Annotated in this window: 26 protein-coding genes; 8 read left to right on the top strand and 18 right to left on the bottom strand. The window is 67.7% G+C overall.

Features of this window, described 5'->3' with window-relative positions; all coding sequences use genetic code 11:
• The first annotated feature begins 80 nt into the window (after positions 1-80).
• Positions 81-950, top strand: coding sequence for a pirin family protein (locus tag IP93_RS04305; protein ID WP_144812494.1), 870 nt, complete (start codon positions 81-83; stop codon positions 948-950).
• Between the two features lie 41 nt (positions 951-991).
• Here the strand turns inward: IP93_RS04305 and IP93_RS04300 are convergent, their stop codons facing one another.
• The 8 genes from IP93_RS04300 to IP93_RS04265 all read right to left on the bottom strand — a co-directional run bounded on the left by IP93_RS04300 (position 992) and on the right by IP93_RS04265 (position 4,774).
• Positions 992-1,447: a hypothetical protein gene (locus tag IP93_RS04300; protein WP_144812491.1), complete on the bottom strand. Its 456-nt coding sequence runs from the start codon at positions 1,445-1,447 to the stop codon at positions 992-994.
• Positions 1,444-1,869: a VOC family protein gene (locus IP93_RS04295; RefSeq protein ID WP_144812488.1), complete on the bottom strand. Its 426-nt coding sequence runs from the start codon at positions 1,867-1,869 to the stop codon at positions 1,444-1,446. The genes IP93_RS04300 and IP93_RS04295 overlap by 4 nt, the downstream gene beginning before the upstream one ends.
• Positions 1,866-2,048, bottom strand: coding sequence for a hypothetical protein (locus tag IP93_RS04290; RefSeq protein ID WP_144812486.1), 183 nt, complete (start codon positions 2,046-2,048; stop codon positions 1,866-1,868). Before IP93_RS04290 ends, IP93_RS04295 begins: the two co-directional genes overlap by 4 nt.
• 193 nt (positions 2,049-2,241) lie before the next feature.
• Positions 2,242-2,709 (bottom strand): RDD family protein, encoded by a 468-nt coding sequence (locus IP93_RS04285; protein ID WP_144812483.1) that lies wholly within the window; start codon positions 2,707-2,709, stop codon positions 2,242-2,244.
• 32 nt (positions 2,710-2,741) lie between these two features.
• Entirely contained in the window at positions 2,742-3,017 is a 276-nt protein-coding gene (locus IP93_RS04280; protein ID WP_144812480.1) for a hypothetical protein, read from the bottom strand.
• Between the two features lies 1 nt (position 3,018).
• Entirely contained in the window at positions 3,019-3,408 is a 390-nt protein-coding gene (locus IP93_RS04275; RefSeq protein ID WP_144812478.1) for a DUF2200 domain-containing protein, read from the bottom strand.
• A gap of 89 nt (positions 3,409-3,497) precedes the next feature.
• Complete coding sequence (locus IP93_RS04270; RefSeq protein ID WP_144812475.1) at positions 3,498-4,298, bottom strand: DUF1269 domain-containing protein; 801 nt, start codon at positions 4,296-4,298, stop codon at positions 3,498-3,500.
• A 236-nt stretch (positions 4,299-4,534) separates the two neighbouring features.
• Positions 4,535-4,774 carry a galactosyldiacylglycerol synthase gene (locus IP93_RS04265; RefSeq protein ID WP_144812474.1) on the bottom strand — a complete coding sequence of 80 codons (240 nt, stop codon included), beginning with the start codon at positions 4,772-4,774 and terminating at the stop codon, positions 4,535-4,537.
• Between the two features lie 638 nt (positions 4,775-5,412).
• Between IP93_RS04265 and IP93_RS04260 the strand changes: the two genes are divergently transcribed.
• The 5 genes from IP93_RS04260 (at position 5,413) to IP93_RS04240 (ending at position 11,842) form a co-directional block, all read left to right on the top strand.
• Positions 5,413-6,648 (top strand): NnrS family protein, encoded by a 1,236-nt coding sequence (locus IP93_RS04260; protein ID WP_144812471.1) that lies wholly within the window; start codon positions 5,413-5,415, stop codon positions 6,646-6,648.
• 72 nt (positions 6,649-6,720) lie between these two features.
• On the top strand, positions 6,721-7,125 hold the full coding sequence (locus tag IP93_RS04255) for a SirB2 family protein (protein ID WP_144812469.1): 405 nt from the start codon (positions 6,721-6,723) through the stop codon (positions 7,123-7,125).
• The gene (locus tag IP93_RS04250) at positions 7,122-9,071 is read left to right on the top strand and encodes a pyridoxal phosphate-dependent decarboxylase family protein (RefSeq protein ID WP_144812467.1); all 1,950 of its coding nucleotides are present in this window, start codon (positions 7,122-7,124) and stop codon (positions 9,069-9,071) included. The genes IP93_RS04255 and IP93_RS04250 overlap by 4 nt, the downstream gene beginning before the upstream one ends.
• 84 nt (positions 9,072-9,155) lie before the next feature.
• Positions 9,156-10,355 (top strand): PLP-dependent cysteine synthase family protein, encoded by a 1,200-nt coding sequence (locus tag IP93_RS04245; RefSeq protein WP_144812464.1) that lies wholly within the window; start codon positions 9,156-9,158, stop codon positions 10,353-10,355.
• Entirely contained in the window at positions 10,352-11,842 is a 1,491-nt protein-coding gene (locus tag IP93_RS04240; RefSeq protein ID WP_144812462.1) for a UbiD family decarboxylase, read from the top strand. The genes IP93_RS04245 and IP93_RS04240 overlap by 4 nt, the downstream gene beginning before the upstream one ends.
• Before the next feature lie 126 nt (positions 11,843-11,968).
• On the opposite strand, the gene IP93_RS04235 is transcribed toward IP93_RS04240, so the two are convergent.
• The 5 genes from IP93_RS04235 to IP93_RS04215 all read right to left on the bottom strand — a co-directional run bounded on the left by IP93_RS04235 (position 11,969) and on the right by IP93_RS04215 (position 15,690).
• The gene (locus tag IP93_RS04235; protein WP_144812459.1) at positions 11,969-12,550 is read right to left on the bottom strand and encodes a DnrO protein; all 582 of its coding nucleotides are present in this window, start codon (positions 12,548-12,550) and stop codon (positions 11,969-11,971) included.
• Positions 12,551-12,660: 110 nt separating this feature from the next.
• A complete protein-coding gene (locus IP93_RS04230; RefSeq protein ID WP_144812456.1) occupies positions 12,661-14,007 on the bottom strand; it encodes a sensor histidine kinase in 1,347 nt (448 codons plus the stop codon).
• Positions 14,004-14,708 (bottom strand): response regulator transcription factor, encoded by a 705-nt coding sequence (locus IP93_RS04225; protein ID WP_144812455.1) that lies wholly within the window; start codon positions 14,706-14,708, stop codon positions 14,004-14,006. Before IP93_RS04225 ends, IP93_RS04230 begins: the two co-directional genes overlap by 4 nt.
• 106 nt (positions 14,709-14,814) lie before the next feature.
• The gene (locus tag IP93_RS04220; protein ID WP_144812452.1) at positions 14,815-15,393 is read right to left on the bottom strand and encodes a cytochrome b/b6 domain-containing protein; all 579 of its coding nucleotides are present in this window, start codon (positions 15,391-15,393) and stop codon (positions 14,815-14,817) included.
• A gap of 12 nt (positions 15,394-15,405) precedes the next feature.
• The gene (locus IP93_RS04215; protein ID WP_144812449.1) at positions 15,406-15,690 is read right to left on the bottom strand and encodes a PepSY domain-containing protein; all 285 of its coding nucleotides are present in this window, start codon (positions 15,688-15,690) and stop codon (positions 15,406-15,408) included.
• Positions 15,691-15,871: 181 nt separating this feature from the next.
• Here IP93_RS04215 and ubiU point away from each other — a divergent pair, with 181 nt between their 5' ends.
• A complete protein-coding gene (ubiU, locus tag IP93_RS04210) occupies positions 15,872-16,870 on the top strand; it encodes a ubiquinone anaerobic biosynthesis protein UbiU (protein ID WP_144812447.1) in 999 nt (332 codons plus the stop codon).
• A 28-nt stretch (positions 16,871-16,898) separates the two neighbouring features.
• On the top strand, positions 16,899-17,852 hold the full coding sequence (locus tag IP93_RS04205; RefSeq protein WP_144812444.1) for a U32 family peptidase: 954 nt from the start codon (positions 16,899-16,901) through the stop codon (positions 17,850-17,852).
• Positions 17,853-17,856: 4 nt separating this feature from the next.
• Here IP93_RS04205 and fabB read toward each other — a convergent pair whose 3' ends face one another.
• The 5 genes from fabB to ubiT form a co-directional block, all read right to left on the bottom strand.
• Positions 17,857-19,065 carry a beta-ketoacyl-ACP synthase I gene (fabB, locus tag IP93_RS04200; RefSeq protein ID WP_144812441.1) on the bottom strand — a complete coding sequence of 403 codons (1,209 nt, stop codon included), beginning with the start codon at positions 19,063-19,065 and terminating at the stop codon, positions 17,857-17,859.
• Position 19,066: 1 nt separating this feature from the next.
• Complete coding sequence (fabA, locus tag IP93_RS04195) at positions 19,067-19,582, bottom strand: 3-hydroxyacyl-[acyl-carrier-protein] dehydratase FabA (RefSeq protein ID WP_144812439.1); 516 nt, start codon at positions 19,580-19,582, stop codon at positions 19,067-19,069.
• Between the two features lie 187 nt (positions 19,583-19,769).
• Entirely contained in the window at positions 19,770-21,245 is a 1,476-nt protein-coding gene (locus tag IP93_RS04190; RefSeq protein WP_144812437.1) for an L-aspartate oxidase, read from the bottom strand.
• Positions 21,242-22,270 (bottom strand): quinolinate synthase NadA, encoded by a 1,029-nt coding sequence (gene nadA / locus IP93_RS04185; protein ID WP_144812434.1) that lies wholly within the window; start codon positions 22,268-22,270, stop codon positions 21,242-21,244. Before nadA ends, IP93_RS04190 begins: the two co-directional genes overlap by 4 nt.
• Positions 22,271-22,369: 99 nt before the next feature.
• A complete protein-coding gene (gene ubiT / locus IP93_RS04180) occupies positions 22,370-23,233 on the bottom strand; it encodes a ubiquinone anaerobic biosynthesis accessory factor UbiT (RefSeq protein WP_144812431.1) in 864 nt (287 codons plus the stop codon).
• Between the last annotated feature and the right edge of the window lie 41 nt (positions 23,234-23,274).

Raw genomic sequence — 23,274 nt, 5'->3', positions numbered from 1 at the left:
TTGAACTACTACAAACACCAACGGAATGAAGCTACAGTGGTTGGCAATCGGGCACGGCCCGTTGGATACAGGAGCACCCCATGAAGAAGGTCCTTGGCACCCTCAGCGCCCCCGCCCGGCATTGGGTCGGCGATGGCTTTCCGGTGCACGGCCTGTTCGGCTACAGCGGGTCGGGCGTGGCTGAACGCAGCCCGTTCCTGATGCTGGACTACGCCGCGCCCACCCATTTCGAGCCCACCACGCTGCGTCGCGGGGTGGGACAGCACCCGCACCGCGGCTTCGAGACCGTGACCATCGTGTACGACGGCGAAGTGGAGCACCGCGACTCGACCGGCAACGGCGGCATCATCGGTACCGGCGAGGTGCAGTGGATGACCGCCGGCAGCGGCATCCTGCATGAGGAGTTCCACTCCCCCGCGTACGCCAAGTCCGGCGGCCCGTTCGAGATGGTGCAGCTGTGGGTCAACCTGCCGGCAAAGGACAAGATGGCCGCGCCGGGCTACCAGGGCATCACCCGCGACACCATTCCCGAGGTCGCGCTGGCCGATGGCGCGGGTCGCATCCGCGTGATTGCCGGTGCGTATGACGGCGCCAGCGGCCCGGCACGCACGTTTACGCCGATGAACGTGTGGGACGTGCGCCTGGCTGCAGGCAAGACGGTGGAGCTGCCGCAGCCGGAGGGCTGGACCACCCACGTGGTGGTGCTGGCCGGCACGGTGGAGGTCAATGGCGTGGCCGTGCTGCGCGAGGCGCAGATGGTGACATTGGCTGCCGAAGGCACCGGCGTGCGCATCGAGGCCAACCGCGACGCCAAGCTGTTGCTGCTGGCCGGCGAACCGATCGACGAGCCGGTGGTGGGTTATGGCCCGTTTGTGATGAACAGCCAGGCCGAGATCATCCAGGCCGTTGCCGACTTCAACAGCGGCAAGTTCGGGCGGATGCCGGCCTGAGATATCGGGGGTCGCCTTCGGGCGACCCTCCTCGCAGCGAGTTAAAGGCGGCGGCTGGGGCGCGGTGACAAGCGTGGCCACGCTTGCCGCAACCCCACCGCGTGCAGCAAGCCCAGCGCCAGACAGATCGCCGAACTCCAGAACCAGAAGGCCACGCTGTTACCGGGGAAGTAAGGCTGCAGCAGGACGAACGCCACGCCCCGCAGCAGGTAGACGGCGGTGATGGCAAGCAGCGCCGTGCGTAGCAACGGCAGCCGCCCGATCAGGCCCGCGCCCGACCACGCGTACAAACCCCACCCGATCAGCACCAGCGAGATCGCTACGGTGATCGCCGTGGGATACCAATGCCCCTGCGCGGCCATGCGAGCGATCCCCTCGCCCGCGCCGAGCGTGCGGTACCACGCGGGGCCGCCGATGATGCACGCAAAGTGCAACAGCGCGGCCAGCACTGAACCAGCGCCCGCCAGCAACAACCAGCGATTGCCTGCGGCACTCATGCCGGCGCGTACTCGCGCACCTGGAAGATGTTGCCCTCCGGATCCACCGCATTGCACACGACGAACCCGGGGCCCCGGTACTGCTCCGACCACACCGCGCCACCCAGCGCAGCGGCGGTTTCGGCCGCCTGCGCCAAGCTGGGTACCGCGTGGAAGAACTTGATGGCCGCATCGTCACGCGGCACCGGCGGCGTGGCGACGGTGACCTGCACGGCGCGTTCGGGTGGCATGGCGTGGACTATCAGTTGCAGGTCGGGCGAACGCAGCACGGTCATCTGCGGCGTGGCATGCGCTCGGGTCATGTCCAACAGGTCGACGTAGAACGCACTCAGGCGCTCCACGTCCTTGGCATAGACAAACAGACCGGCGCGAGCGGGACCCGGCCTGTTGTCAGCCGGGTCACCGGTGACGCGTGTCGTCATCGCGTCGGGGCGCCCTGCACCGCGTAGGCGCCAAACAGGAACGCGCCGTAGGCGGCCGGCAACAGCGCCATCGCCCACACCCACGAGAACGCACTGTGGCCGGCGGCCACCTGGTACACGCTATAGGCCACGGCCGTGCTGCCGAGCAGCAGCAGGGCCAGGCTGATGACGCGGGTCATTCCAAACTTGCGTGCAACGCGCTGACTCATCCATTCCCCCGAAATGACGCTTGTTGTTGGAAACCGGCGGCCCCCAGGCACGCCGGCCTTGCACAAACCAAACGTATTGATTGCCAAGACAGCCCCCGATTGTCAAGGCTCTGTCATGGCGGGATGGTTAGCCAACTACGTAACGGTGCCCCGGCACGTCGGGTCAGCCCTCAAACCGCACGGGCTCCACGCCCCGGGCCTTCGGGCGGATGACCACGGTGCCCGCCAGCTTGTCGTGCCAGCCTTGTTTGCGTGGGTCAAAGGCCACCCAGATGATGCCCAGGAACAGCGGCAGCATCGAAACGAAATAGCCCAGGTAGCGGATGATCGACTGGCCCAGGGTCAGCGGGTTTCCGGTCCTGGCATCCACCACGCGCGCGGACACCGCCAGCTTGCCGGGCGTGGCCTGCTTGTACATCCAGAACAGGATCGTGGCCACTGCCGGCAACACCCAGGTCACCAGGAAATCGGCCGGCCCGCGAACCAGTGACAGGTCATTCCCCGTGAAATAGTCACCCCCATATATGGCGATCATCAACGGCGAGGTGATCACCAGCATGATGATGGAATCGATGATGGTCGCCCCGACGCGAGGCCAGAATCCGACGTACTCGGCGCTGCTGTCTTCCATGAAACTCCCCTGTTGGTGATGGTGATTATGCGTTAAACACTTGGACTCGCCTGCGAGTACAAATACAGGAGGCAACCGCCCTGCACGACCAGCCAGATCCAGCCAGCCGCTGCCAGTTGGAACCGGGTGGCCAGCAGGCGATGGGGCTGCGTCGCCAGCCAGATGCCGACGTTGGGGATGGCAAGCGAAATGGCCAGCATGGCCATGCCGCCGCGCGGATGGAGCAGCCCCCACGCCGGATCGACGCGCATCAGCGCGCCGTAGCCAAGCAGTACGAGTATCGAGGCCAGAATGCCAAGGATCTTCACGTCAGGGCTGACGCCGGCCGCGGCCAGTAACCACAGGCGCGGTGGACCGCAGTATCTTCTCCATCGGCTTCCCCTTGGCCAGCTCATCGACCAGCTTGTCCAGGTAGCGGATCTTCTGCATCAGCGGATGCTCGATCGCCTCCACCCGGATTCCGCACACCACGCCGGTGATGGGCGCGGCATTCGGATTGAATGCCGGTGCCTCGACGTAGAAGGCCTCCAGGTCAACGTCGCGCTCGATCTGCCGCTGCAGCCCCGCCGGAGTGTAGCCGGTCAACCAGCCGATGACCTGGTCGAGTTCGGTCCGGCTACGCCCCTTGGACTCCGCCTTCTTTACATACATCGGGTACAAGCTGGCGAACCTGATGGCGAAGACCTTGTCCTGGCGCATGGCGTTACCCTCACTGGTTTGTCGCCACCGCACGTCGGTCCAGCGGCGGCGCCCAGCGCCGTCCGCTGCAACCGGTTGTCAGGCACGTGTCAGGGCGCCAATGCCTCCCCGGCAAGCCGTGCGGCCTCCTGGAGTTTGGCACTACGTGATTCAAGCTCCGACTTCACTTTTGTAATGCGCTTCTCGATCTTGGCCTTCTGCCGATCGTTCACCTGCTTGAGTTGCTCCTCCAACGAGGCGATCTTCGCATCGGCTTCGTGCTTTGCCTGGTCCATCTGGGCCTTGGCCTGATCCTGGATCATCTGGGCCTTCTTCCTCGCACTGTCGATCTGTGCCTGGACCGCCGCCTTGTTCTCTGCGTTTGTCTGAGCCAGTTCCTCCTTGAGCTGCTTCACTTCAGCCTTGAAGGCAGCGGACTCGCGCGCCAGCTGGTCGTCAACGACCTCGGAGCGCTGACGTCGGAACACCATGCCACCCAGCTTCCCGACCCGTGCGTCAACGGGCTCCGTCCAGCCCTCCTCGACATCGGCCAGGACGGCCACCTTGCCGGGATCGAGGGCCTTCGAAACATCCTCCAGGAACTGGACGTCGATGCCCGACCGGTTCAGGTCAGCGAGCAGGCCTGTCAGGCTACCGAGCGACGCCCCCACGGCCAGCCCGACCGGTCCGGCCAGCAAGCCCACCATACTGCCGACCAACAGGCCTAGCGCGGTGCCGATGGGGCCCTGCTCGGCCGCCTGCTTCGTGCTTACCTTGCCCGAAGCATCCTTCACGAGGACCGCCGTCGCGTACACCGAGATGTCCCCGTCCTTGTGGAGGTCCTTGAGCGCGCTGAGGCCTTCGAAAGCTGCGGTCTCACCGTTGAAGACCGCAACAATCATCTTGTTCATGTCACTTGCTCCTTTCGGTCGTGTGCTGACGGATTGGTTGCTCCGCAAGCCGCGTCCGTCATTCGCGGGCTACGGAGGTTCATTCGACTGGCCGCTTCACGATCCCGGTACTGCTCGATCACCGGAAGGCCACGGGTGTCGTCAAAGCAAATCCCAAGGGAAACTGGCGTATTTCCCGCCTGGCACCGGAATCAAGCCGGCCCGCGGAGTGGGCTCGGCTTGAACGTGCCAGACCGCTAGCGCCTGGACCAGACAATGTCGATTCCATCGGAGTTGGCAGCAGCGCCTCTGAGCATGGCTACAAACGCAGCGCTTGCGCCAAGGCGCTCCAGTGCGTCAATGGCCGTCGTTTCAACAAAATAATCCTGATCCCTGGAGGATTCTTCCTCCATGTGGCCAATCAGGATCTCAAGATCATGATCCGAGATTTCTCCGATGCTCCGGCCAGTTTCCTTCTCTGAAATACGAACACTCATTGCCAATCTCCCCGTCATGAAGTTTGCTGTTGAGCGGCCCAAAGCCCATTAGGCCCGGTTCCGGGTAAGCGCCTGGTGAAGCCGCCCCGCCTTGTGGCGTAGCGTGGACTAGACGCGGGGGCCAGCAGTCGGGTTGCAGCGTATAGATGTTCCGATCCAGTGTGGCCGGCAGCCGTGTCAGCACGTCCGTCGGTCACGCATGCGCCTCGTGAGCATTGGCCTTGGTAGTGGCGGTGGCCAGCAGGCTCATCATCGTCGCGCTACTCAAAAACAGAGGACATCGACGCCCCCGCAACCCTACGCCACCGAGACTTTTCCTCAGCGATTGGACAAAATTTGTCCGCGCTGCCCGGGATTTGGGAACAGCTCGGCTGAATTCCGGCACTCGTCGGACAAATTTTGTCCGCCCACTGGCAAATTTGGCGACAGCGCCGACCAGATTGAGGACTGGTCGGACCATTTTGGGAACCCGACGAGCCAAATTGAGAACCGGGCGGACCAAATCGAGAGCCCGGCGGACCAAATCCGGCTCTCGACGGCCCCATTCGGCGACAGCGGTCGCGGCCCCTTGTCGCACGCCCCACCCAATCTGACCTGCATCAAGGCACCCCCCACGCCCCGCGCCCAAACTGGCGCCCATGGACACCCAACCCACCCCAGCCCTTTCCTCGCTGTCGCCCAAGGCGCTGGCCTGGGCGCCCCACCGGCTGATGTTCTTCATCGGGTCCAGCAACCTGCTGCTGGCCATGCTGTGGTGGGCACTGTGGCTGATCGGTACGCGCTGGCCGGCGCTGCTGCCCATGCATCAGCCGCAGCCGTACGCAGGCTGGATGCACGCCTTCATCATGCAGTACCAGATGCTGCCCAGCTTCTTCTTCGGGTTCCTGCTGACCACCTTCCCAAAGTGGATGGGCCAGCCGGAGTTCGAACGCTGGCGCTTCAAGCCGGTGGGCATGGGCCTGTTTGGCGGGCAGCTGGCCACGTTGCTGGGCGTGCTGGGCTGGGAAGTGGGGATCACCGTCGGCCTGTGGCTGACGCTGGGGGGCTGGGCCGCGGGGCTGGCCACGCTGGGTCCACTGCTGTGGCGTGAGCGCGGCACCACGTGGCACGCGCGCTCGGCCTTCGCAGCGCTGGTGCTGGGCTTCGTGGGCATGCTGGCGTGGCTGGGCTTCATGCTGGGCGCACCGCCCCTGTGGGCCTTCGTCAGCATCAAGCTGGGTACCTTCGGGCTGCTGCTGCCGGTGTACTTGACGGTGGCGCACCGCATGTTTCCGTTCTTTGCCGGCAACGTGGTCAAGGGCTATGTGGCGTGGCGGCCGCTGTGGTTGCTGGCGGTGGCGTGGCCGCTGCTGATGCTGCACCTGGCGCTGGAGCTGGTGCACGCCTACGGCTGGCTGTGGGTGGCGGACGTGCCGCTGCTGGCGCTGTTCGTGCTGGCGCTGTGGCGCTGGTGGCCACGCGGTGAGGCGCCGCGGATCCTCTCGGTATTGTTCATCGGTCTGGCCTGGCTGCCGGTGGCGATGGCGCTGTACGCCACGCAAAGCGTGGGCTACCTGCTCACCGGGGTGTACATGCTGGGCCGGGCGCCGGCGCATGCCTTGTTCATCGGGTTCTTCGGCAGCGTGCTTGTGGCCATGGTCACGCGCGTCACGCAGGGCCACTCCGGCCGGAAGATGGTGATGCCGGGCGTGGCCTGGTATGCGTTCTGGGCCATCCAGGCGGTGGCGGTGGTGCGCGTGTTCGCCGAAGTGGTCCCCGACGGCCCGGCGTGGCAGGCAGCGGCAGCCGTGGGCTGGCTGTTGGCCTTCGTGCCGTGGGTGGCGCGCATCGGCCGCATCTATCTGGCGCCGCGCGCCGATGGCAAGGCCGGCTGAGTCGCGCTGGCAAGGAAAATGGTTCGTCGGCGGGATCCACCGACACGGATTGATGAAGGGACTGACGTTTCCATGATCGAGTTCTATCCGCAGATCAAGGCCGCCCACGTGGGGCTGGTCATGCTGAGCGGCGCACTCTTCGCGTTGCGCGGCGCGTTCGTGCTGGCCGGCATGCGCTGGCCGCTGTCGCTGCCGGTCAAGTGGGCCAGCTACACCATCGACACGGCGCTGTTGACCGCAGCGGCGATGCTGCTGACCATCCTGCACGGCACCGGCATGTTCGCCAACGGCTGGCTGACGGTGAAGATGGTGCTGCTGGTGGTGTACATCGTGCTGGGCATCTTCGCGCTGACGCGCGCGCGCACCACGGGTGCCCGCGTTGTCTTCTTCCTCGGTGCGCTGGCGACCTACGGGATGATGTACTCCATCGCACGCGCGCACCATCCGTTTGGCTGGCTACTGCAGGTGGTGTCATGAGTGCGCAACCGAAGACCGCCGAAGCCGCTGGCGACGGCCGCCATACCATCGACGCCTGCTTCCTCGGCCCTTACGGCGAGAACGACACCCTGCTGGAGAAGCTGGTGGTGGAGTTCCTGCGCGACCACGTGTATTGGCGCCGCAACTTCCACCCGGAAGACCCGCCGGCCATCTCCACGGCGGCAGCGCAGCACCCGGAGTACCTGGCATTCGAGGCGCGCATGCGCCGCGAGCTGCACCAGTTATCGGCGGCGCTGAAGAAGTCGGTGCCGTTCCACAGCCCGCGCTACATCGGCCACATGGCCAGCGACCTGCTGCTGCCGGGGCTGGCGGCGCAGATCCTGACCCTGCCCTACAACCCGAACAACGTGTCCGAGGACGCGGCGCCGGTGACGGTGGACCTGGAGGTGCAGGTGGGGCTGCAGCTGGCGCGCATGCTGGGCTACGTGCATGACCCGGCGCGGGCGGATTGCGCTTTCGGCCACCTGACTTCGGGTGGCACGGTGGCCAACTACCAGGCGCTGCGGTTGGCGCTGGCGCTGAAGGCGTTCCCGGTTGCATTGCAGGCGGCGGGCGTGCCGGAAATCGCACTACCCGACGATGCATGGAGTGCGTTCAATCTGGCGCCGCGCGAGTCCACACTGCTGGTGGAGCAGTGGAAGCAGTGGCTGGCGCAGGCCACGCCCGCCGACCGCCGCACGTGGCGCGCGCGCGTGCAGGACCAGCGCATCGAGCAGCGCGGGCTGGCCGACTTTTTCGCCACCCACGCCACGCTGAAAGTGCCCAAGGTGCTGGCGCCGATCACCGCGCATTACTCGTGGAGCAAGGGCTGCAAGCTGCTTGGCCTGGGTCGCGCCCAGTTGGAGCTGCTGCCCGAACGCGGCATGCGCGTGGACACCGATGCGCTGGAGGAAACCCTGGAACGCTGCCTGCGCGAGCGCCAGCCGGTGCTGCTGGCGGTGGCGGTGATGGGCACCACCGAGTACGGCACGGTGGACCCGATCGACGGCGTGGTCGCCGCGCGTGGGCGCTTTGCCGCGCGTGGCCTAGGGTTCTCGGTGCACGTGGATGCGGCGTGGGGTGGTTACCTGGCCACGCTGTTCCGCAACGAGGACGGCAGCCTGCGCACGCGCGAGGACGTGGCGGCGGGGTTCACCGCGTTTCCCTCGCCCGGCGTGTACGCGGCGGTAGCCGCGCTGGGTGCTACCGATTCGGTGACGGTGGACCCGCACAAGCTGGGTTACCTGCCCTACGGCACGGGCGCCTTCATCTGCCGCGACCACCGCGCGATGGCGTTGCTCTCGGAGGAGGCCGATTACGTCTTCCACGGTGCCGCGCCCAAGGATTACCTCGGCCGTTACCGCAGCCTCGGCCAGTTCATCCCCGAAGGATCCAAGTCGGGTGCTGCGGTGGCCGGGGTATACGTAACGCACAAGGTGCTGCCGCTGGACCACGCGCATTTCGGCCTGTTGCCGGCGCAGACCATCCGCTCGGCCGAGGCGTTCCACGCGCGCGCGTTGCGCTTCGCCGACGAAATGGCGGGCGTGGTGCAGGCGGTAGTGCCGTTCGCACCGGACAGCAACCTGGTGTGTTTCGCGCTGAACCCGGCAGGCAACCGCGACGTGGCGGTCGCCAATGCGTTTGTGCGCCGGCTGCACGACGAACTGCGCTGCGACCCGCGCCAACCGCTGCAGAACAAACAGTTCTTCGGTTCAGTCACCACCCTGCGGCCGGAAGCGCTGGGCGAGGAGGAAACACACCGCATCCTCGACGCGCTGGGGCTGGACGTGGCCACGCTGGGCGGGGATGACGATGACAAGCTGATGATCCTGCGGCACACGCTGATGAACCCCTACCTGATCGACCGCGAGAACGGGATCAGTTACATCGATCTGTACTTCGACCACCTGGGAGCCCGCGTGCGTGCGTTGCTGGCGGCGACCTGAGCCGCTACCGACCCCGCAGCGCGGGTGCGGACCTTCGTCCGCAATCGCCCGCTCCTCGAACGCCCGACCGGACGCCACCACGCCATGGACCCGACCGACGCCGCCCCTGGATTCTCCGAAGACCGCGCCTGGGTCCGCAACGCCCTGGCGCTGTTGGAACAGGAGGCCACCCGCTCGGCCGACACGCATCTGCTGCGGCTGGATTTTCCGGGATTCCCGGACATCGCCTTCTATTTCAAGGATGAAGCGACCCACCCGACCGGCAGCCTGAAGCACCGGTTGGCGCGCTCGCTGTTCCTGTATGCGCTGTGCAACGGGCGGCTGCACCCGGGCCAAACGGTGGTGGATGCCTCCTCGGGCAGCACGGCGATCTCCGAGGCGTGGTTCGCGCGATTGCTGGGGCTGCCGTTCATCGCGGTGATGCCGGCCTGTACCGCACCGCAGAAGATCCTCGACGTGCAGGCACTCGGCGGCCACTGCGACCTGGTGGACGACCCCACGCAGGTGCACGCGCGTGCCGCCGCACATTCGGCCAATGGCGCCTGCCACCTGGATCAGTTCGGGCTGGCCGAACGTGCCACCGACTGGCGCGGCAACAACAACATCGCCGAGTCGATCGTCGGCCAGCTGCGCCGCGAACCCCAGCCGGAGCCGACGTGGATCGTGTGCGGCGTGGGCACGGGCGGTACGTCCGCCACCATTGGCCGTTACCTGCGCTACCGACGGCTGGACACGCGCCTGTGCGTGGCCGAACCCGTGGGCAGCAGCTACGTGCACGGGTGGCGCACGCGCGACCGCAATGCGGTGGCCAGCCAGCCGACGCTGATCGAAGGCATTGGCCGACCGATGGTGGAGCCGGGTTTCCTGTTCGACGTGGTGGACGAAGTGGTCGAGGTGGCCGATGCCGGCTCGATCGCCGCGGCGCTGCAACTGGAGGAACTGCTGGGCGTACGCTATGGCGGCTCGTCGGGCACCAACTTCGTGGCGTGCCTGCAGCTGGCGACGGCGATGCGCGCACGCGGTGAGCGCGGCAGCATCGTCAGCCTGTTGTGCGACCGGGGCACGCGGTACCAGCAGACCCTGTTCGACCCTGCATGGCGGGCGGCGCGCGGGGTGGACATCGCACCATGGCGGCAGGCGCTTGCGGACTCGGTCGCCACGGGAACATGGAACAGGCCAACCGATACCCCAGCTGTCCTGCCCTGCGCCACGCAGACCGACGAACCAGCAGTCTGCCAGGAGACTGGCAGCCAGACGCCAGACGCAAGAGGCACGACCTCATGAGTTTCCATGACCTGCGCGGATTCCTTGGCGCGCTTGAGCGCACCGGCCGGCTGCACCGCGTCAGCGAGCCGGTTGATCCGGAGCTGGAAACCACCTCGCTGAGCCTGCGCGCTTTGAAGTCCAGCGGCCCGGCACTGCTGATGGAGCAGCCGATCGGCGCACGGCATGCGTACCTGGGCAACCTGTTCGGCCACCGCGACCGTATCGAGGCGGCGCTGGCCGGGCGACCATTGGCCAGCCTGCGCGAGCTGGGCGAGCTGCTGGCCTCGATCAAGGAGCCGCGATGGCCGTCAAGCCTGCGCGAGGCGCTGGGCACGTGGCCCGAACTCGCGCAGCTGGCGCACGTGGCGCCGCAACGCGTGCGCGAGGCCGCGTTCCAGTACGAGACGCTGGAAGGCGACGACATCGACCTCGCGCGCCTGCCCATCCAGCGCTGCTGGCCGGAGGACGCGGCGCGGCTGATCACGCTGGGGCTGGTGGTCACGCGCGGCACGCGGCAGAAGCGCCAGAACGTGGCGATCTACCGGCAGCAGGTGATCGCGCCCAACCGCATCATCATGCGCTGGCTGCCGCACCGCGGCGGCGCGCTGGACTATGCCGACTGGAAGCGCGAGCACCCGGGCCAAGCATTCCCATTGCTGGTAGCCATCGGCGCCGACCCGGCGACGACATTGGCGGCAGTGGCGCCAGTACCGGACACGCTATCGGAGTACGAGTTTGCCGGCCTGCTGCGCGGCGAGCGCACGCGGGTGTGGCACAGCCCGCTGACCGGGCTGGATGCGCCCACCGGCTGCGAGATCCTGCTGGAAGGCTTCATCGAGCCCGATGACACCGCGCTGGAAGGCCCCTTCGGCGACCACACCGGCTACTACAACGCGCAGGACCACTTCCCGGTGGTGACCATCACCCGGATGCACCTGCGCCGCGACGCCATCTACCAGGGCAGCTACATGGGCCGCGCGCCGCACGACGAGCCGTCGGTGATGGCGATGGCCCTCAACGACGTGTTCGTGCCGATCCTGCGCAAGGTGTTCCCGGAGATCGTGGACTTCTACCTGCCGCCGGAAGCGTGTTCGTACCGCATCGCGGTGGTCAGCATCCGCAAGCAGTACCCGGGCCATGCGCGCCGGATCATGATGGGCATCTGGTCGTACCTGCGGCAGTTCACCTACACCAAGTTCGTGATCGTGACCGACGACGACATCGACGTGCGTGACTGGTCGCAGGTGATCTGGGCGATGTCCACGCGCGTTGACCCGGCGCGCGACAGCGTGATCATCGACAAGACGCCGATCGACTACCTGGACTTCTCGAGCCCGGTGCCGAGCCTGGGCTCGAAGCTGGGGCTGGATGCCACCAACAAATGGCCGGGCGAGACCACGCGCACGTGGAGCAAGCCGATCCAGCTGGATGCGGCGGTGGAGAAGCGGGTGGATGCGCTGTGGGCTGGCGTGGTCCGCGGTGCCACGCAAACCGTGCTGGGCTGACTAACGGTGGGTGGTGCGGGGCGGCACCGCCACGGGCACCGCGATCGCCCGTGGGCAGAGGCCCCGCTACCGGGGGCGGGCCGCGTTGCCCGGCGCGACCCGCCCCTTGCCCACCCTCAGGGCCTCTCAATCAACGGATGCGGCATCCCAGGTCGGGTCGTCGAACTGCGTGGGGTACTGCGCCAGTGCGTCCTGCATGGGCTTGAGCGTGTCCAGCGTGACCGGTCCGGTGCGCACGGCGTCGGCACCGGCGATGAACTTCACCAGCAGGCCATGCAGTGCCGCGTCCGCATCGGGCTCCAGCTTGCAGTTGGCGATCATGTCGTTGACCGCGGACTGGATCTGGTCAGCAAAGGCTGGCACCTGCTTGGGATCGACGTGGCCCATCTCCATGTGTTCGAGCATGGTTACGGCCTGGCGGATGCGGCCCATGCCGTCCTGCAGTGGCGCATCGGTGGCCCAACGCTGGCCGACAGGCGGCACGGGGGCAGCCGCCGATTCTTGGCCGTGATGGTCGTGCGCGGCCGCCTTGTCTTGCCCGTGGTGGGCATGCGCGTCTGCGGGCGGCTGGGCAGCCGCAGCCTGCGAGTGCGCGGCATGGGCAGCGTGTTCGTGGGACTGCGCCTTGGCCGGCGATGCGCACAGCGCCGCCGCGATACCCACGGTGAGAGCCGCGGCGAGTGTGTCAAAGGGAATGCGTGACAGCATTTCAAACCTCCGGATTTCGGGTGGGCGCGCTGCCCACGCCTAGGGTTATCATGCCATGCTCCGCAGATGTGGCCCATGACCCAGATCAACATACCGTGCACGAGCCTGCCTCATTGAGCCCCCGCCTGCCGCGGTAGCCGCAGCACGACCCGCGCGCCACCCAGTGGCGAGCAGCCCGCCGCCAACGAGCCGCCATGCAACCTGGCGATGGCGTGGACGATCGACAAACCGAGGCCGCTGCCACTGCCTGAACTGCGCAGGAAGCGCTCGCCGAGCCGCTGGGCCGGCGCTTCGGGGAAACCGGGACCGTCGTCGTCCACCACAAGCTCCACGTGGCCGTCGCGCGCCTGCAGCCAGATGTCCACGCGCCCCGGCGATCGGCCATGGGCGATGGCGTTCTCGATCAGATTGCGAATGGCGATGTCGAGCAGGCCCGCGCTGCCACGCACCGTAGAATCGTCCGCTGCTGCGAGCGAGAGCTGTACGCCACGCGGCTGCGCATGTTCGCTGGCGTCGGCCACGGTGGTGCGGACCAGATCGACCAACGACAGCATGGCGGCGTCGGGCACGGCCTCCAGCGACTCCACGCGCGCGAGCGTCAGCAATTGCGTAACCAGCCGCTCCATGCGCTGCAGGCCCGCTCGCGCACGCTGAAGGTGCTGCTGGCGGCTCGCGGCGTCACCGGCCTGCCCGGCCAGGTCAAGCTCCAGTTGCAGCACCGATAGCGGGTGACGCAGCTCGTGGGCCGCATCGGCGGTGAAGCGGCGCTCCCGCTCGAGGGTGGCGTCCAGGGTACCGACCAGTGCGTCCACGGCGCGGGTGAGCTGCAACAGCTCGCCGGGTACGTCATCGCGGGTCAGCGTGGGCGGATGCGCGGGTTGCGCTTCGATGGCGCGAGACACGACACGCAGCGGTGCCAGGCCACCCCGCAAGCCCAGCCAGGTGGCCAGCGGCAACAGGACCAGCAGTGCAAGCAGTGGCGCCAGCGTGCCCTGCATCAGCGCCCACAGCAGCTCGTCGCGGTCGTGCAGCGGCGCGGCCACCTGGATCCAGTGCCGCCGCGCCACGTCCCAACGCTGGTACACGCGCCAGGTTTCGCCGCCGTGCCGCAGGCTGTGGAAGTGCGCGCCACCGCCATCGGCCTGCAACGGCGGCAGGCTGGAGGCATCGAGCAGTATCTGGCCACTGCGATCACGGACCACGATTTCCGGGCGAGGGCCTTCGTCGTCATCGCGCCTGCCACCCTGCCCCATGGCACGTTGCGCGAAGGCGGCATCGGGCGTGGAGGCGATCACCGCCAGCACGCTGGCGGCGGTGCGTTCCAGCTCACGGTCGAACATCTCGGCAGTCTCGTGGCGCGCGCCCTGTGCCAGCCACAGGCCCGCGCCCAGCCACAGTGCCGCCACCGGCAGGCCGATGAACCACAGCAGGCGCCGCTGCAGCGAGGGACGCGTCACGGAAGAGTCACCTCGTCGTCCGTGGCCGGCTCGCGTGATGCATCCGGCGGGAACAGCGCATAGCCCACGCCGCGCAGGGTGCGCACCCAGCCTGGACCCAGCTTGCGGCGCAGGTGGTGCACATGGACTTCGATGGCGTTGCTGGCCACCTCCTCACCCCAACCGTACACAGCTTCCTCCAGTTGGGTACGGGAAAGGGCACGCCCGGGACGAGCGGCCAGCGATTCGAGCAGGGCATACTCCCGCGGCGACAGCTCCAGCGGACTACCGCCAAGGCGTGCGCTGCGCGTGGAGGGATCCAGTTCCAGGTTGCCGATGCGCTGCACCGGCGCCGCGTCGCCGGCCGAGCGCCGCAGCAACGCGCGCACGCGCGCGGCCAACTCATCCAGGTGCACCGGCTTGACCACGTAGTCGTCGGCGCCGCAGTCCAGCCCGGTGACCCGGTCATCCAGATCGTCGCGCGCAGTCAGCAGCAGCACCGGGGTGGCGTCGCCGCGACGGCGCAGGGCGCGCACGACTTCGACTCCCGTCATGCGCGGCAGGTTCCAGTCGAGGATGGCCGCCGCGTAGGGCGCCGATTCGAAAGCGTGCAGCGCGTGCACGCCATCCTCCACCCAGTCCACTGCGTGGCCGAGGTGGCGCAGGCCGTCCGCCAGGGCGCGGCCCAAGGCGCGGTCGTCTTCGGCAAGAAGCAGGCGCATGGGGGTACGTTAGGCCGGCCCAACCCGGCCGGCCTTGATCTGGCGCAAATGGCCGGCCACGCCTTCGCCCGCCACGACGGGCGGGCGAAGGGCGGTTGCCCCGGACTCAATGCCGGTCATGGTCCAGGGTCCGCTTGCGGCCATGCACCATCGCGGCGATGAGGTTCTCGCGGTAGTGCAGGCTCTCGACGATCGCCGCCAGCACATGGACGCCGACCAGGACAAGCAAGCCGTTGGCCAGCGCCTCGTGCAATTCTTCCAGCCACTCGGCGCCCCAGTACGCGTCCAGCGTCTGCATCCAGCCGGTGAGGCCGACCGCGGCCACCCCGGCCATCAACACCAGGATCATCACCGCCGCCGCAGGGTTGTGCCCGAGCCTGCGCTGCGAGCGGCCGGTGAGCCGCTCACGCAGGTAGGTGGCCACGGCGCGCGGACCGTGCACCCAGTCGCTGAAGCGGGCGTGGCGCGACCCCACCAGGCCCCACAGCACGCGGAACGCGATCAACCCAAGTGCGGTGTACCCCAGCCAACGGTGGGCAGTGTCGCCCTCCTCCACCAGGAATGCGCCCAGGATGCACGCGGCCAACGACCAGTGGAACAGCCGCACCAGCGGGTCCCACACTTTGGCCGTCTTCGCGGCCGTGCCAGCCGGTTCGTCGCTCGCGTGCTGCAGGATGGTGTTCATCGTGGGCCTCCGTCAGTCGTCGTCGCGTTCTTTGACCACGCTGCCGTCGGTCGGGTCGTAGTAGATCTCGACGCGCCGGCCCGTCTTGTCCTTGCCGTAGATCTCGTAGCAGGTACCGGACACCTTGAACTTGTCGATGGTGTAGCCGGCCTTGGTGATGCGGTCCTGCATGGTCTTTTCCGGCATCCACTCGCTGCGGGGCGCGTCGGTGCACTTGGGGCCGGCGAATGCGGCGGGGGCGGCCAGCGCGGCGGTCACGGCGATGAGCGGAAGGAGCGTGCGAACAGGGGCTTTCATGTCATCTCTCCAGAAGCGGGCGGTTTGCCCACGAGCGCATTCCACCGCCGCCGCCTTACGGGCACCTTAAGGCGCGCCAGAGGCATGGCGCTGCGTCCCCGCAGGAGCTCGATTGACGCAAATCAATGACGCGTCCGGCGCCACGCAAGACCATTCATGCTTCCCCAGCAGGAAGCCTCCCATGCAACTGGTGTGTCCCGCCGGCAACCTGCCGGCCCTGCAGGCCGCGGTGGATGCCGGCGCCAACGCGGTGTACGCGGGCTTCCGCGACCAGACCAACGCGCGCGCCTTCCCCGGGCTGAATTTCAGTGATGACGAGCTGCGCGCGGGCATCCGCTACGCGCATGCGAAAAACGCCAAGGTGTACCTGGCGCTAAACACCTATCCCGACAGTGCGCGGCTGAGGGACTGGCACGCCGCGGTGGACAAGGCGGCGGCGCTGGGCGCCGACGCCATCATCGCCGCGGAAATGGCGGTGCTCGATTACGCGGCGCGCACGCACCCTGGGCTGCCGCGCCACTTGTCGGTGCAGGGCTCGGCCACCACCGCACCGGCGCTGCGCTATGCCTACGAACGGTTCGGCATCAGCCGTGCCGTGCTGCCGCGGGTGCTGTCGATCCAGCAGGTGGAGCGGCTGTGCCAGAACTCGCCGGTGGCGCTGGAGGTGTTCGCCTTCGGCAGCCTGTGCATCATGGTCGAAGGGCGCTGCCAGCTCTCCAGTTACGTGACCGGCGCCTCGCCCAACCGGCACGGCGTGTGCTCACCGGCCAAGTTCGTGCGCTGGGACGAGCACAACGATGGCAGCCGCAGCGTACGCCTCAACGACGTGCTGATCGACGAATTCAAGCCCGAGGAACCGGCGGGCTACCCGACGGTGTGCAAGGGCCGTTTCGACGTGGGCAATGAAATCTTCCATGCACTGGAAGAACCGACCAGCCTCAACACGCTGGAACTGCTGCCGCGCCTGAAACAGGCCGGCGTGACCGCGCTGAAGATCGAAGGCCGCCAGCGCGGCGTGGCCTATGTCAGCTCCGTCACGCGAACCTGGCGCAAGGCGCTGGATCGACTGGCGGCCGACGAGGCGCACTGGCAGCTGCAACCCGAGTGGCAGAGCGAACTGTCGCGCCACGCCGAAGGCCACCAGACCACCCTGGGCCCGTACCACCGCGCGTGGCACTGAGCCAGTCGCGCCCACCAATGGACTTGCCATGACCGACACCGTCGCCACGCCGGCCCACGCCACTGCGCCCGATTCCGCGGCGCCGGCTGAACAAGCCAACCGCCTGAAGATCAGCCTGGGCCCGCTGCAATATTTCTGGCCGCGCGAAACCACCCTCGCCTTCTACCGCGAGGCCATCCACTGGCCAGTGGACATCGTCTACCTGGGCGAAACCGTGTGCAGCAAGCGGCGCGAGCTGCGCACCGTCGAGTGGATCGAACTGGCCGAGGAACTGGCCACGAGCGGCAAGCAGATCGTGCTGTCGTCGCTGGCGCTGATCGAAGCCGAGTCCGAACTGAGCGTGCTCAATCGGCAGATCTCGCACGGTGGCTTCTGGGTAGAGGCCAATGACCTGTCGGCGGTGCAGTTGTGCCGCGAAAAAGGCTTGCCGTTCGTTGCCGGCCCGGCGTTGAACGTCTACAACCACCGTGCGTTGGCGATGCTGGTCGAAGATGGCCTGCGCCGCTGGGTACCGGGCGTGGAACAGGGCGAGGTGCTGATCCGCGAGCTGAAGGACGCGCTCGAGCAGGAGGGCGGTGCAATGCCGGAACTGGAGGTGATTGCCTGGGGCCGCCTGCCGCTGTCGTACTCGGCCCGCTGCTTCACCGCGCGCGCATTGGACATCGCCAAGGACCAGTGCGGTTTCCGTTGCATCGACTACCCGGATGGGCTGCCGCTGGCCACGCGCGAGGGACGCCCGTTCCTGCGCATCAATGGCATCCAGGTGCAGGGCGAGGAGGTCACCGACCTGGGGCCGGAGCTGCCGGACCTGCGCGCGCTGGGCGTGGACATCCTGCGGCTTTACCCGCAGGCGGAAGGCATGGAGGCGGTGGTCCGCCACTTCGACCTGGCGCGCAACAGCCTGACCGCACCGCCGCGCATCGGCCAGCGCAACGGCTACTGGCACGGCGAACCGGGCATGCGCCCGGTCGCCGCCGCCTGAGCCATCAGACGCGGCCGAACACCAGGGCCGCGTTGGTGCCACCGAAGCCGAAGCTGTTGGACATCACGGTGTCCAGCTTGGCCTCGCGGCTTTCGCGCACGATCGGGTAAGCCGCAGCACGTTCATCGAGCGTGCCGATGTTGGCCGAACCGGCCACGAAACCGTCACGCATCATCAGCAGGCAGTAGATCGCCTCATGCACCGAGGCCGCGCCCAGCGAGTGGCCGGACAGCGCCTTGGTCGACGACAGCGCCGGCACGGCATCGCCGAACACCTTGCGCACCGCTTCCAGCTCGGTCACGTCGCCCAGCGGCGTGGAGGTGCCGTGGGTGTTGAGGTAGTCGATGGGGCTATCGAGGCCGGCCATCGCCATCTGCATGCAGCGCACCGCACCCTCGCCCGATGGCGCGACCATGTCGGCGCCGTCGGAGGTGACGCCGTAGCCCAGCAGTTCGGCATGGATCTTCGCGCCGCGCGCCTTGGCGTGCTCGTAGTCCTCCAGCACCAGCATGCCGCCGCCACCGGCAATGACGAAGCCATCGCGGTCGGCGTCGTACGGGCGCGAGGCGCTGGCCGGGGTGTCGTTGAACGAGGTGGACAGCGCGCCCATCGCGTCGAACTGGCAGGTCATGCCCCAGTGCACTTCCTCGCCACCACCGGCGAACATGATGTCCTGCGCGCCGTGGCGGATCAGGTCTGCCGCCGCGCCGATGCAGTGCGCCGAGGTGGCGCACGCCGCGGACAGCGAGTAGCTGACGCCCTTGATGGCGAACGCGGTGGCCAGTGCGGCCGACACGGTGGAGCACATCGTGCGCGGCACCATGTACGGGCCGACCTTGCGCACGCCACGGTTGCGCATCAGGTCCGCGGTCTCGATCTGCCACTGCGGCGAGCCGCCGCCGGATCCGGCGATGACGCCGGTGCGCAGCTGGCTCACCTGCGCCGGCGTGAGGCCGGCATCGCCGATGGCATCGCGCATGGACACGGTGGCATAGGCCGCCGCATCGCCCATGAAGCGTTTCTGCTTGCGGTCGATCTCGGCATCGAGGTCAATTTGCGGTACGCCAGCCACATGGCTGCGCAGCCCCATCTGGGCGTATTCGGGCTGGAAGGTAATGCCCGCGCGCCCCGCGCGCAGCGAGGCGGACACACTGTCCAGGTCATTGCCCAGGCACGACACGATGCCCAGGCCAGTCACGACAACGCGACGCATGTCAGAAGCCCTCGGTGGAAGTGAACAGGCCCACGCGCAGATCCTTGGCGACATAGATCTCGCGGCCGTCCACCAGGGTGCGGCCGTCGGCGATCACCAGTTCCAGCTTGCCGCGCATCACGCGGCGGATGTCGATCTCGTAGCTCACGGTCTTGGCATCGGGCTTGACCTGACCGCTGAACTTGACCTCGCCCACCCCCAGGGCGCGGCCGCGGCCGGGCGCCCCCAGCCACGGCAGGTAGAAGCCGGTGAGTTGCCACATGGCATCCAGCCCCAGGCAGCCCGGCATGACCGGGTCGCCCAGGAAGTGGCATTCGAAGAACCACAGGTCGGGATTGATATCCAGCTCGGCGCGGATCACGCCCTTGCCATACTGGCCGCCTTCGGTGGCGATGTGGGTAATGCGGTCGAACATCAGCATCGGTGGCGCGGGCAACCGCGCATTGCCGGGTCCGAACATCTCGCCGCGGGCACAGGAAAGCAGCTGCTCGCGGTCGAGCGAGGACGGTCTGGTCATGGGGGAGTTCACCGTGAAAAACGTGATTCTGGCGACAAACTTTCTAGTCCGTACTGACTTGCGTCAATGGTCAGTTTCCGTACGGTTGCGTAGGTCAAACGGTTGTTTTCCCTGTTTCTGCACAACTGTCCTGCTGCAGGCCGCGCCGGTGTTGACTCTCACGCCATCGGCGCGGTGAGGAGGGACTTCAGGCGACTCTCCACGCACCTTTGGTCGAATGCCCCGACAGCGGGCCGTCATCACGAAAATGCGCGCCAAGACTGCGCCGCCTGCGCAACGCGGCACTCACCAGCGCGCGCGCCAGAGCGCCCTGCCACCCCACGCATGCCAGTGCATCGCAGTCGCGCAGCGCGACCTGCAGCAACGAACCCGTGCGCAGCGGCCCCATTGCCTGTGTCATCAGGTGCCGCATGCGCGTGAGTTGCGCGGCATCCAGCGACGGTCCTCGATGCAGGAACTTGAATGAACGGCCACCGGCCGCTGCGCCGTCGATGTCGCGCAGGCACTGGCCGAGCCTTCGACCAAACACCACGCCTTCCAGCAGCGAGTTGCTGGCCAGCCGGTTGGCCCCGTGTACGCCGTTGCAGGCCACCTCGCCGACCGCGAACAGGCCAGGCAGCGAGGTACGACCGTCCGCGTCGGTGTGGATGCCGCCCATGTGGAAGTGGGCAGCGGGCCTGACCGGAATGGGCTGCGATCGCGGGTCGATGCCATGCGCCAGACAGGCAGCCAGTACCGTCGGGAAGTCCCTGGTGAACACATCGCCAATGGCGCGCGCATCCAGCCACGCGCCCTCTCCCTCGCATGCCGCCCACACCTGTCGCGCCACGACGTCGCGAGGTGCCAGGTCGCCCAGAGGATGCACACCCTTCATGAGGGCCCGGCCTTGCGCATCGTGCAGGTGCGCACCCGCGCCGCGCAACGCCTCGGTTACCAGCGGCAGGCTGTGCAGTCCGGGGACGGCGAGCGCCGTGGGGTGGAACTGCACGAACTCCAGGTCACGCGTGTCGGCACCGGCAGCGATCGCCAGCGCGAGACCGCTGCCATCGGCATCCGGAGGGTTGCTGGTGTGTGCGAACAGGCCGCCAATGCCACCTGTGGCAAGCACGACCGCGCACCCTTCCAGCGCCGATTGCGAGCCGTCACGGCGAGTGATGCACACGCCGCTGACGCCGCCATTGCGCAGCATCAGCCCGTCCACGTCCACGCCTGTGTGGCGCTCGATGTGCACCGCGTTGCGCGCGGCGGCCACGAGCGCCGCCATGACCACCGCCCCGGTGGCGTCTCCACCGGCATGGACGATGCGTGACCGGTCATGCCCGCCTTCCCGGCCCAGTTGCAGCGTCCCGTCATCGTTTCGGTCGAACGCGACGCCCAACCGTTGCAGCCAGTCGATGGCATCGGCGGCGGAGCGGGTCAGGACATCGACCATCGCCGCGTCGTTGTGATGGCTGCCCGCGGCGCAGGTATCTCGGGCGTGGGCGGCGGGGCTGTCGCCCTGCGAGTGTGCTGCCGCGATACCGCCTTGGGCCAACGCACTGGCGGCACCGTTGCTGCCGGCGTTTCGCATCAGGAGTACCACCGGTGCAGGCGCAGCGGCCAGCGCCGTGACAAGGCCGGCGATGCCGCCCCCCACCACGATGATCGGCGCGGTCTGACTCACACGCGTTCGCGTCGGCCCACGGCCAGCATCCGCTCCAGCGCGCGACGCGCGTCGGCCGCGACGTCCGCCGGAACGTGTACCTCATGCTTGAGTTCCAGCAGGCAGGCGTGGATGTTCTCAAGCGTGATCCGCTTCATGTGCGGGCACAGGTTGCAGGGCTTGACGAAGTCGATGGCCGGAAACTGCGCCTTCAGGTTGTCGGCCATCGAACACTCGGTGATCAGGGCCACGCGCTGCGGCTTCTCCTTCTCCAGCCACCGGCCCATCGCACTGGTGGAGCCGACGAAATCGGCCTCGGCCAGCACGTCGGGCGGACACTCGGGGTGCGCCACCAGCTTGGCTTCGAATCGCTCGCGGGTGTGGCGCGCCTGCTGCGCGGTGAACTGCTCGTGCACCTCGCAGGCGCCGTTCCACAGCACCAGCTCCACATCGGTCTGCGAGGCCACGTAAGCCCCCAGGAAGCGGTCCGGCAGGAAGATCACCTTGCCCGCGCCCATGGCCTCAACCACCTGCACCGCGTTGGCCGAGGTGCAGCAGGCATCCGAAACCGCCTTCACCGCCGCCGAGGTATTGACGTAGCTGACGACGGGAACACCGGGATGCTGAGCGCGCAGCGCCCGCACGTCATCGGCGGTAATGGAGGACGCCAGCGAGCACCCGGCCTCCAGGTCGGGGATCAGCACCGTGCGGTCAGGCGCCAGGATCTTGGCGCTTTCGGCCATGAAATGGACGCCGCACAACACGATGATGCCGGCATCGCAATCGGCGGCCGCCTGCGCCAGCGCCAGTGAGTCGCCGGTGAAGTCGGCCACGCCGTGGAAGATCTCCGGCGACTGGTAGCTGTGCGCCATGATCATGGCGCCGCGTTCGCGTTTGAGCCGGTTGATCGCGTCGATCCACGGCAGGTGCATGGGCACCTCCAGGCACGGCACGAGCTGTTCAAGCTTGGCGCTCAGTTCGGCGTAGCGCTCGGCGAGGTCAGGCGTCCATCGTGGACGGTGGGCGGCGGCTGTATTGGTGGGCATTGCTGATGAAGATTCCGTTGAAGGCGGTTCCCGCCGCGGCTGCCCGGGTGTGGCGTCGGGCATCGGGGTCCGACCGGCCCTGCGCGGCGATCAGTCCGGTCAGGTGTTGGCACCACCACCCGCGCGGTGGGCGCTGCGTGCGGCACTGGCGAAACGCGCACCGCGGTTGAGCGCGATCCTCAGGCCAAGCGGCACGCGCTCCCATGGCAGTCGATCCAGCACGTTGCGGGCTGTCAGCCCCAATTCGGTGTCGCCGGTCAGCACCAGGCGCCGCTGGAAGAACAGCGTATCCGCATCCTCCAATCGACCGGCCAGCAGCAGCAGGTCGGTTACCGTGCCCCGGACGGTGGCTTCGGCGGGCGCATCGACCACCACCAGACGCGAACCTTGCAGTTCCACCACCCAGCGCAATGCCAGGTCGCTGACTTCGATGCCGAGACGACGGCCGGCCATGAATTCCAATGCCCCCCCGTTCAGGGGGCCGGACAGGACCTTCGCCATGGCCCGTTCCAGCAGGCGCTGCTGCACCGCAAGCGGTACCACGCGCAGGAGCGGCGCAATGCGCCGCGGCGGCGGAACGAAGCGCAACAACTGCTGCGCCCGGGCGGGCGTGGGATCGGATCGGGTATGCATGGTGGACGCGATCATGCGCCCGCTGCCACCCGTGCCACCTTGATCCAGATCATTTGTGAGCCCCTGGTCGCGGCAGGCCGCGCCGATGGCCAGTTCCAGGATCCCGGTCGCCACTTCCGGTTCCAGCCCCAGTGCCGTGGCCAGGCTGGCAGCACGCTGGCGCACCCTCTGCTCCCGGGCCTCATCGCGGCCACCGGCACCCGCGCGCGCCTTGATGCGACCGGCCACGCGGGCCAGGCGGGATCGTGCGGCGAGCAACAGCACCAGGCCGTCGTCGACGCCGTCAATAGCCCGGCGCACCTGCGCGAGGCCGGGCATATTCTCAGTCATCCGTGTTGTCTCCGACATGCAAGGCGTGGGGCAGCGGGAAC

The organism is Aerolutibacter ruishenii (genome assembly GCF_007830115.1).
Taxonomy (GTDB): Bacteria; Pseudomonadota; Gammaproteobacteria; order Xanthomonadales; family Xanthomonadaceae; genus Aerolutibacter; species Aerolutibacter ruishenii.
Note: the sequence above shows the minus strand (reverse complement) of the source record. Positions and strands in the feature narration are given on the sequence as shown.

What these genes read in the sequence shown, in the direction of transcription:
- ubiU (WP_144812447.1), top strand. Translation starts at nt 15,872, where the DNA reads ATGCAACTGGTGTGTCCCGCCGGCAACCTGCCGGCCCTGCAGGCCGCG.
- IP93_RS04215 (WP_144812449.1), bottom strand. Translation starts at nt 15,690, where the DNA reads ATGAAAGCCCCTGTTCGCACGCTCCTTCCGCTCATCGCCGTGACCGCC.
- IP93_RS04240 (WP_144812462.1), top strand. Translation starts at nt 10,352, where the DNA reads ATGAGTTTCCATGACCTGCGCGGATTCCTTGGCGCGCTTGAGCGCACC.
- IP93_RS04285 (WP_144812483.1), bottom strand. Translation starts at nt 2,709, where the DNA reads ATGGAAGACAGCAGCGCCGAGTACGTCGGATTCTGGCCTCGCGTCGGG.
- IP93_RS04220 (WP_144812452.1), bottom strand. Translation starts at nt 15,393, where the DNA reads ATGAACACCATCCTGCAGCACGCGAGCGACGAACCGGCTGGCACGGCC.
- IP93_RS04255 (WP_144812469.1), top strand. Translation starts at nt 6,721, where the DNA reads ATGATCGAGTTCTATCCGCAGATCAAGGCCGCCCACGTGGGGCTGGTC.
- IP93_RS04300 (WP_144812491.1), bottom strand. Translation starts at nt 1,447, where the DNA reads ATGAGTGCCGCAGGCAATCGCTGGTTGTTGCTGGCGGGCGCTGGTTCA.
- IP93_RS04275 (WP_144812478.1), bottom strand. Translation starts at nt 3,408, where the DNA reads ATGCGCCAGGACAAGGTCTTCGCCATCAGGTTCGCCAGCTTGTACCCG.
- IP93_RS04235 (WP_144812459.1), bottom strand. Translation starts at nt 12,550, where the DNA reads ATGCTGTCACGCATTCCCTTTGACACACTCGCCGCGGCTCTCACCGTG.
- IP93_RS04305 (WP_144812494.1), top strand. Translation starts at nt 81, where the DNA reads ATGAAGAAGGTCCTTGGCACCCTCAGCGCCCCCGCCCGGCATTGGGTC.
- IP93_RS04245 (WP_144812464.1), top strand. Translation starts at nt 9,156, where the DNA reads ATGGACCCGACCGACGCCGCCCCTGGATTCTCCGAAGACCGCGCCTGG.
- IP93_RS04295 (WP_144812488.1), bottom strand. Translation starts at nt 1,869, where the DNA reads ATGACGACACGCGTCACCGGTGACCCGGCTGACAACAGGCCGGGTCCC.
- IP93_RS04250 (WP_144812467.1), top strand. Translation starts at nt 7,122, where the DNA reads ATGAGTGCGCAACCGAAGACCGCCGAAGCCGCTGGCGACGGCCGCCAT.
- IP93_RS04270 (WP_144812475.1), bottom strand. Translation starts at nt 4,298, where the DNA reads ATGAACAAGATGATTGTTGCGGTCTTCAACGGTGAGACCGCAGCTTTC.
- ubiT (WP_144812431.1), bottom strand. Translation starts at nt 23,233, where the DNA reads ATGACTGAGAATATGCCCGGCCTCGCGCAGGTGCGCCGGGCTATTGAC.
- fabA (WP_144812439.1), bottom strand. Translation starts at nt 19,582, where the DNA reads ATGACCAGACCGTCCTCGCTCGACCGCGAGCAGCTGCTTTCCTGTGCC.
- IP93_RS04290 (WP_144812486.1), bottom strand. Translation starts at nt 2,048, where the DNA reads ATGACCCGCGTCATCAGCCTGGCCCTGCTGCTGCTCGGCAGCACGGCC.
- IP93_RS04260 (WP_144812471.1), top strand. Translation starts at nt 5,413, where the DNA reads ATGGACACCCAACCCACCCCAGCCCTTTCCTCGCTGTCGCCCAAGGCG.
- IP93_RS04265 (WP_144812474.1), bottom strand. Translation starts at nt 4,774, where the DNA reads ATGAGTGTTCGTATTTCAGAGAAGGAAACTGGCCGGAGCATCGGAGAA.
- fabB (WP_144812441.1), bottom strand. Translation starts at nt 19,065, where the DNA reads ATGCGTCGCGTTGTCGTGACTGGCCTGGGCATCGTGTCGTGCCTGGGC.
- IP93_RS04205 (WP_144812444.1), top strand. Translation starts at nt 16,899, where the DNA reads ATGACCGACACCGTCGCCACGCCGGCCCACGCCACTGCGCCCGATTCC.
- IP93_RS04225 (WP_144812455.1), bottom strand. Translation starts at nt 14,708, where the DNA reads ATGCGCCTGCTTCTTGCCGAAGACGACCGCGCCTTGGGCCGCGCCCTG.
- nadA (WP_144812434.1), bottom strand. Translation starts at nt 22,270, where the DNA reads ATGCCCACCAATACAGCCGCCGCCCACCGTCCACGATGGACGCCTGAC.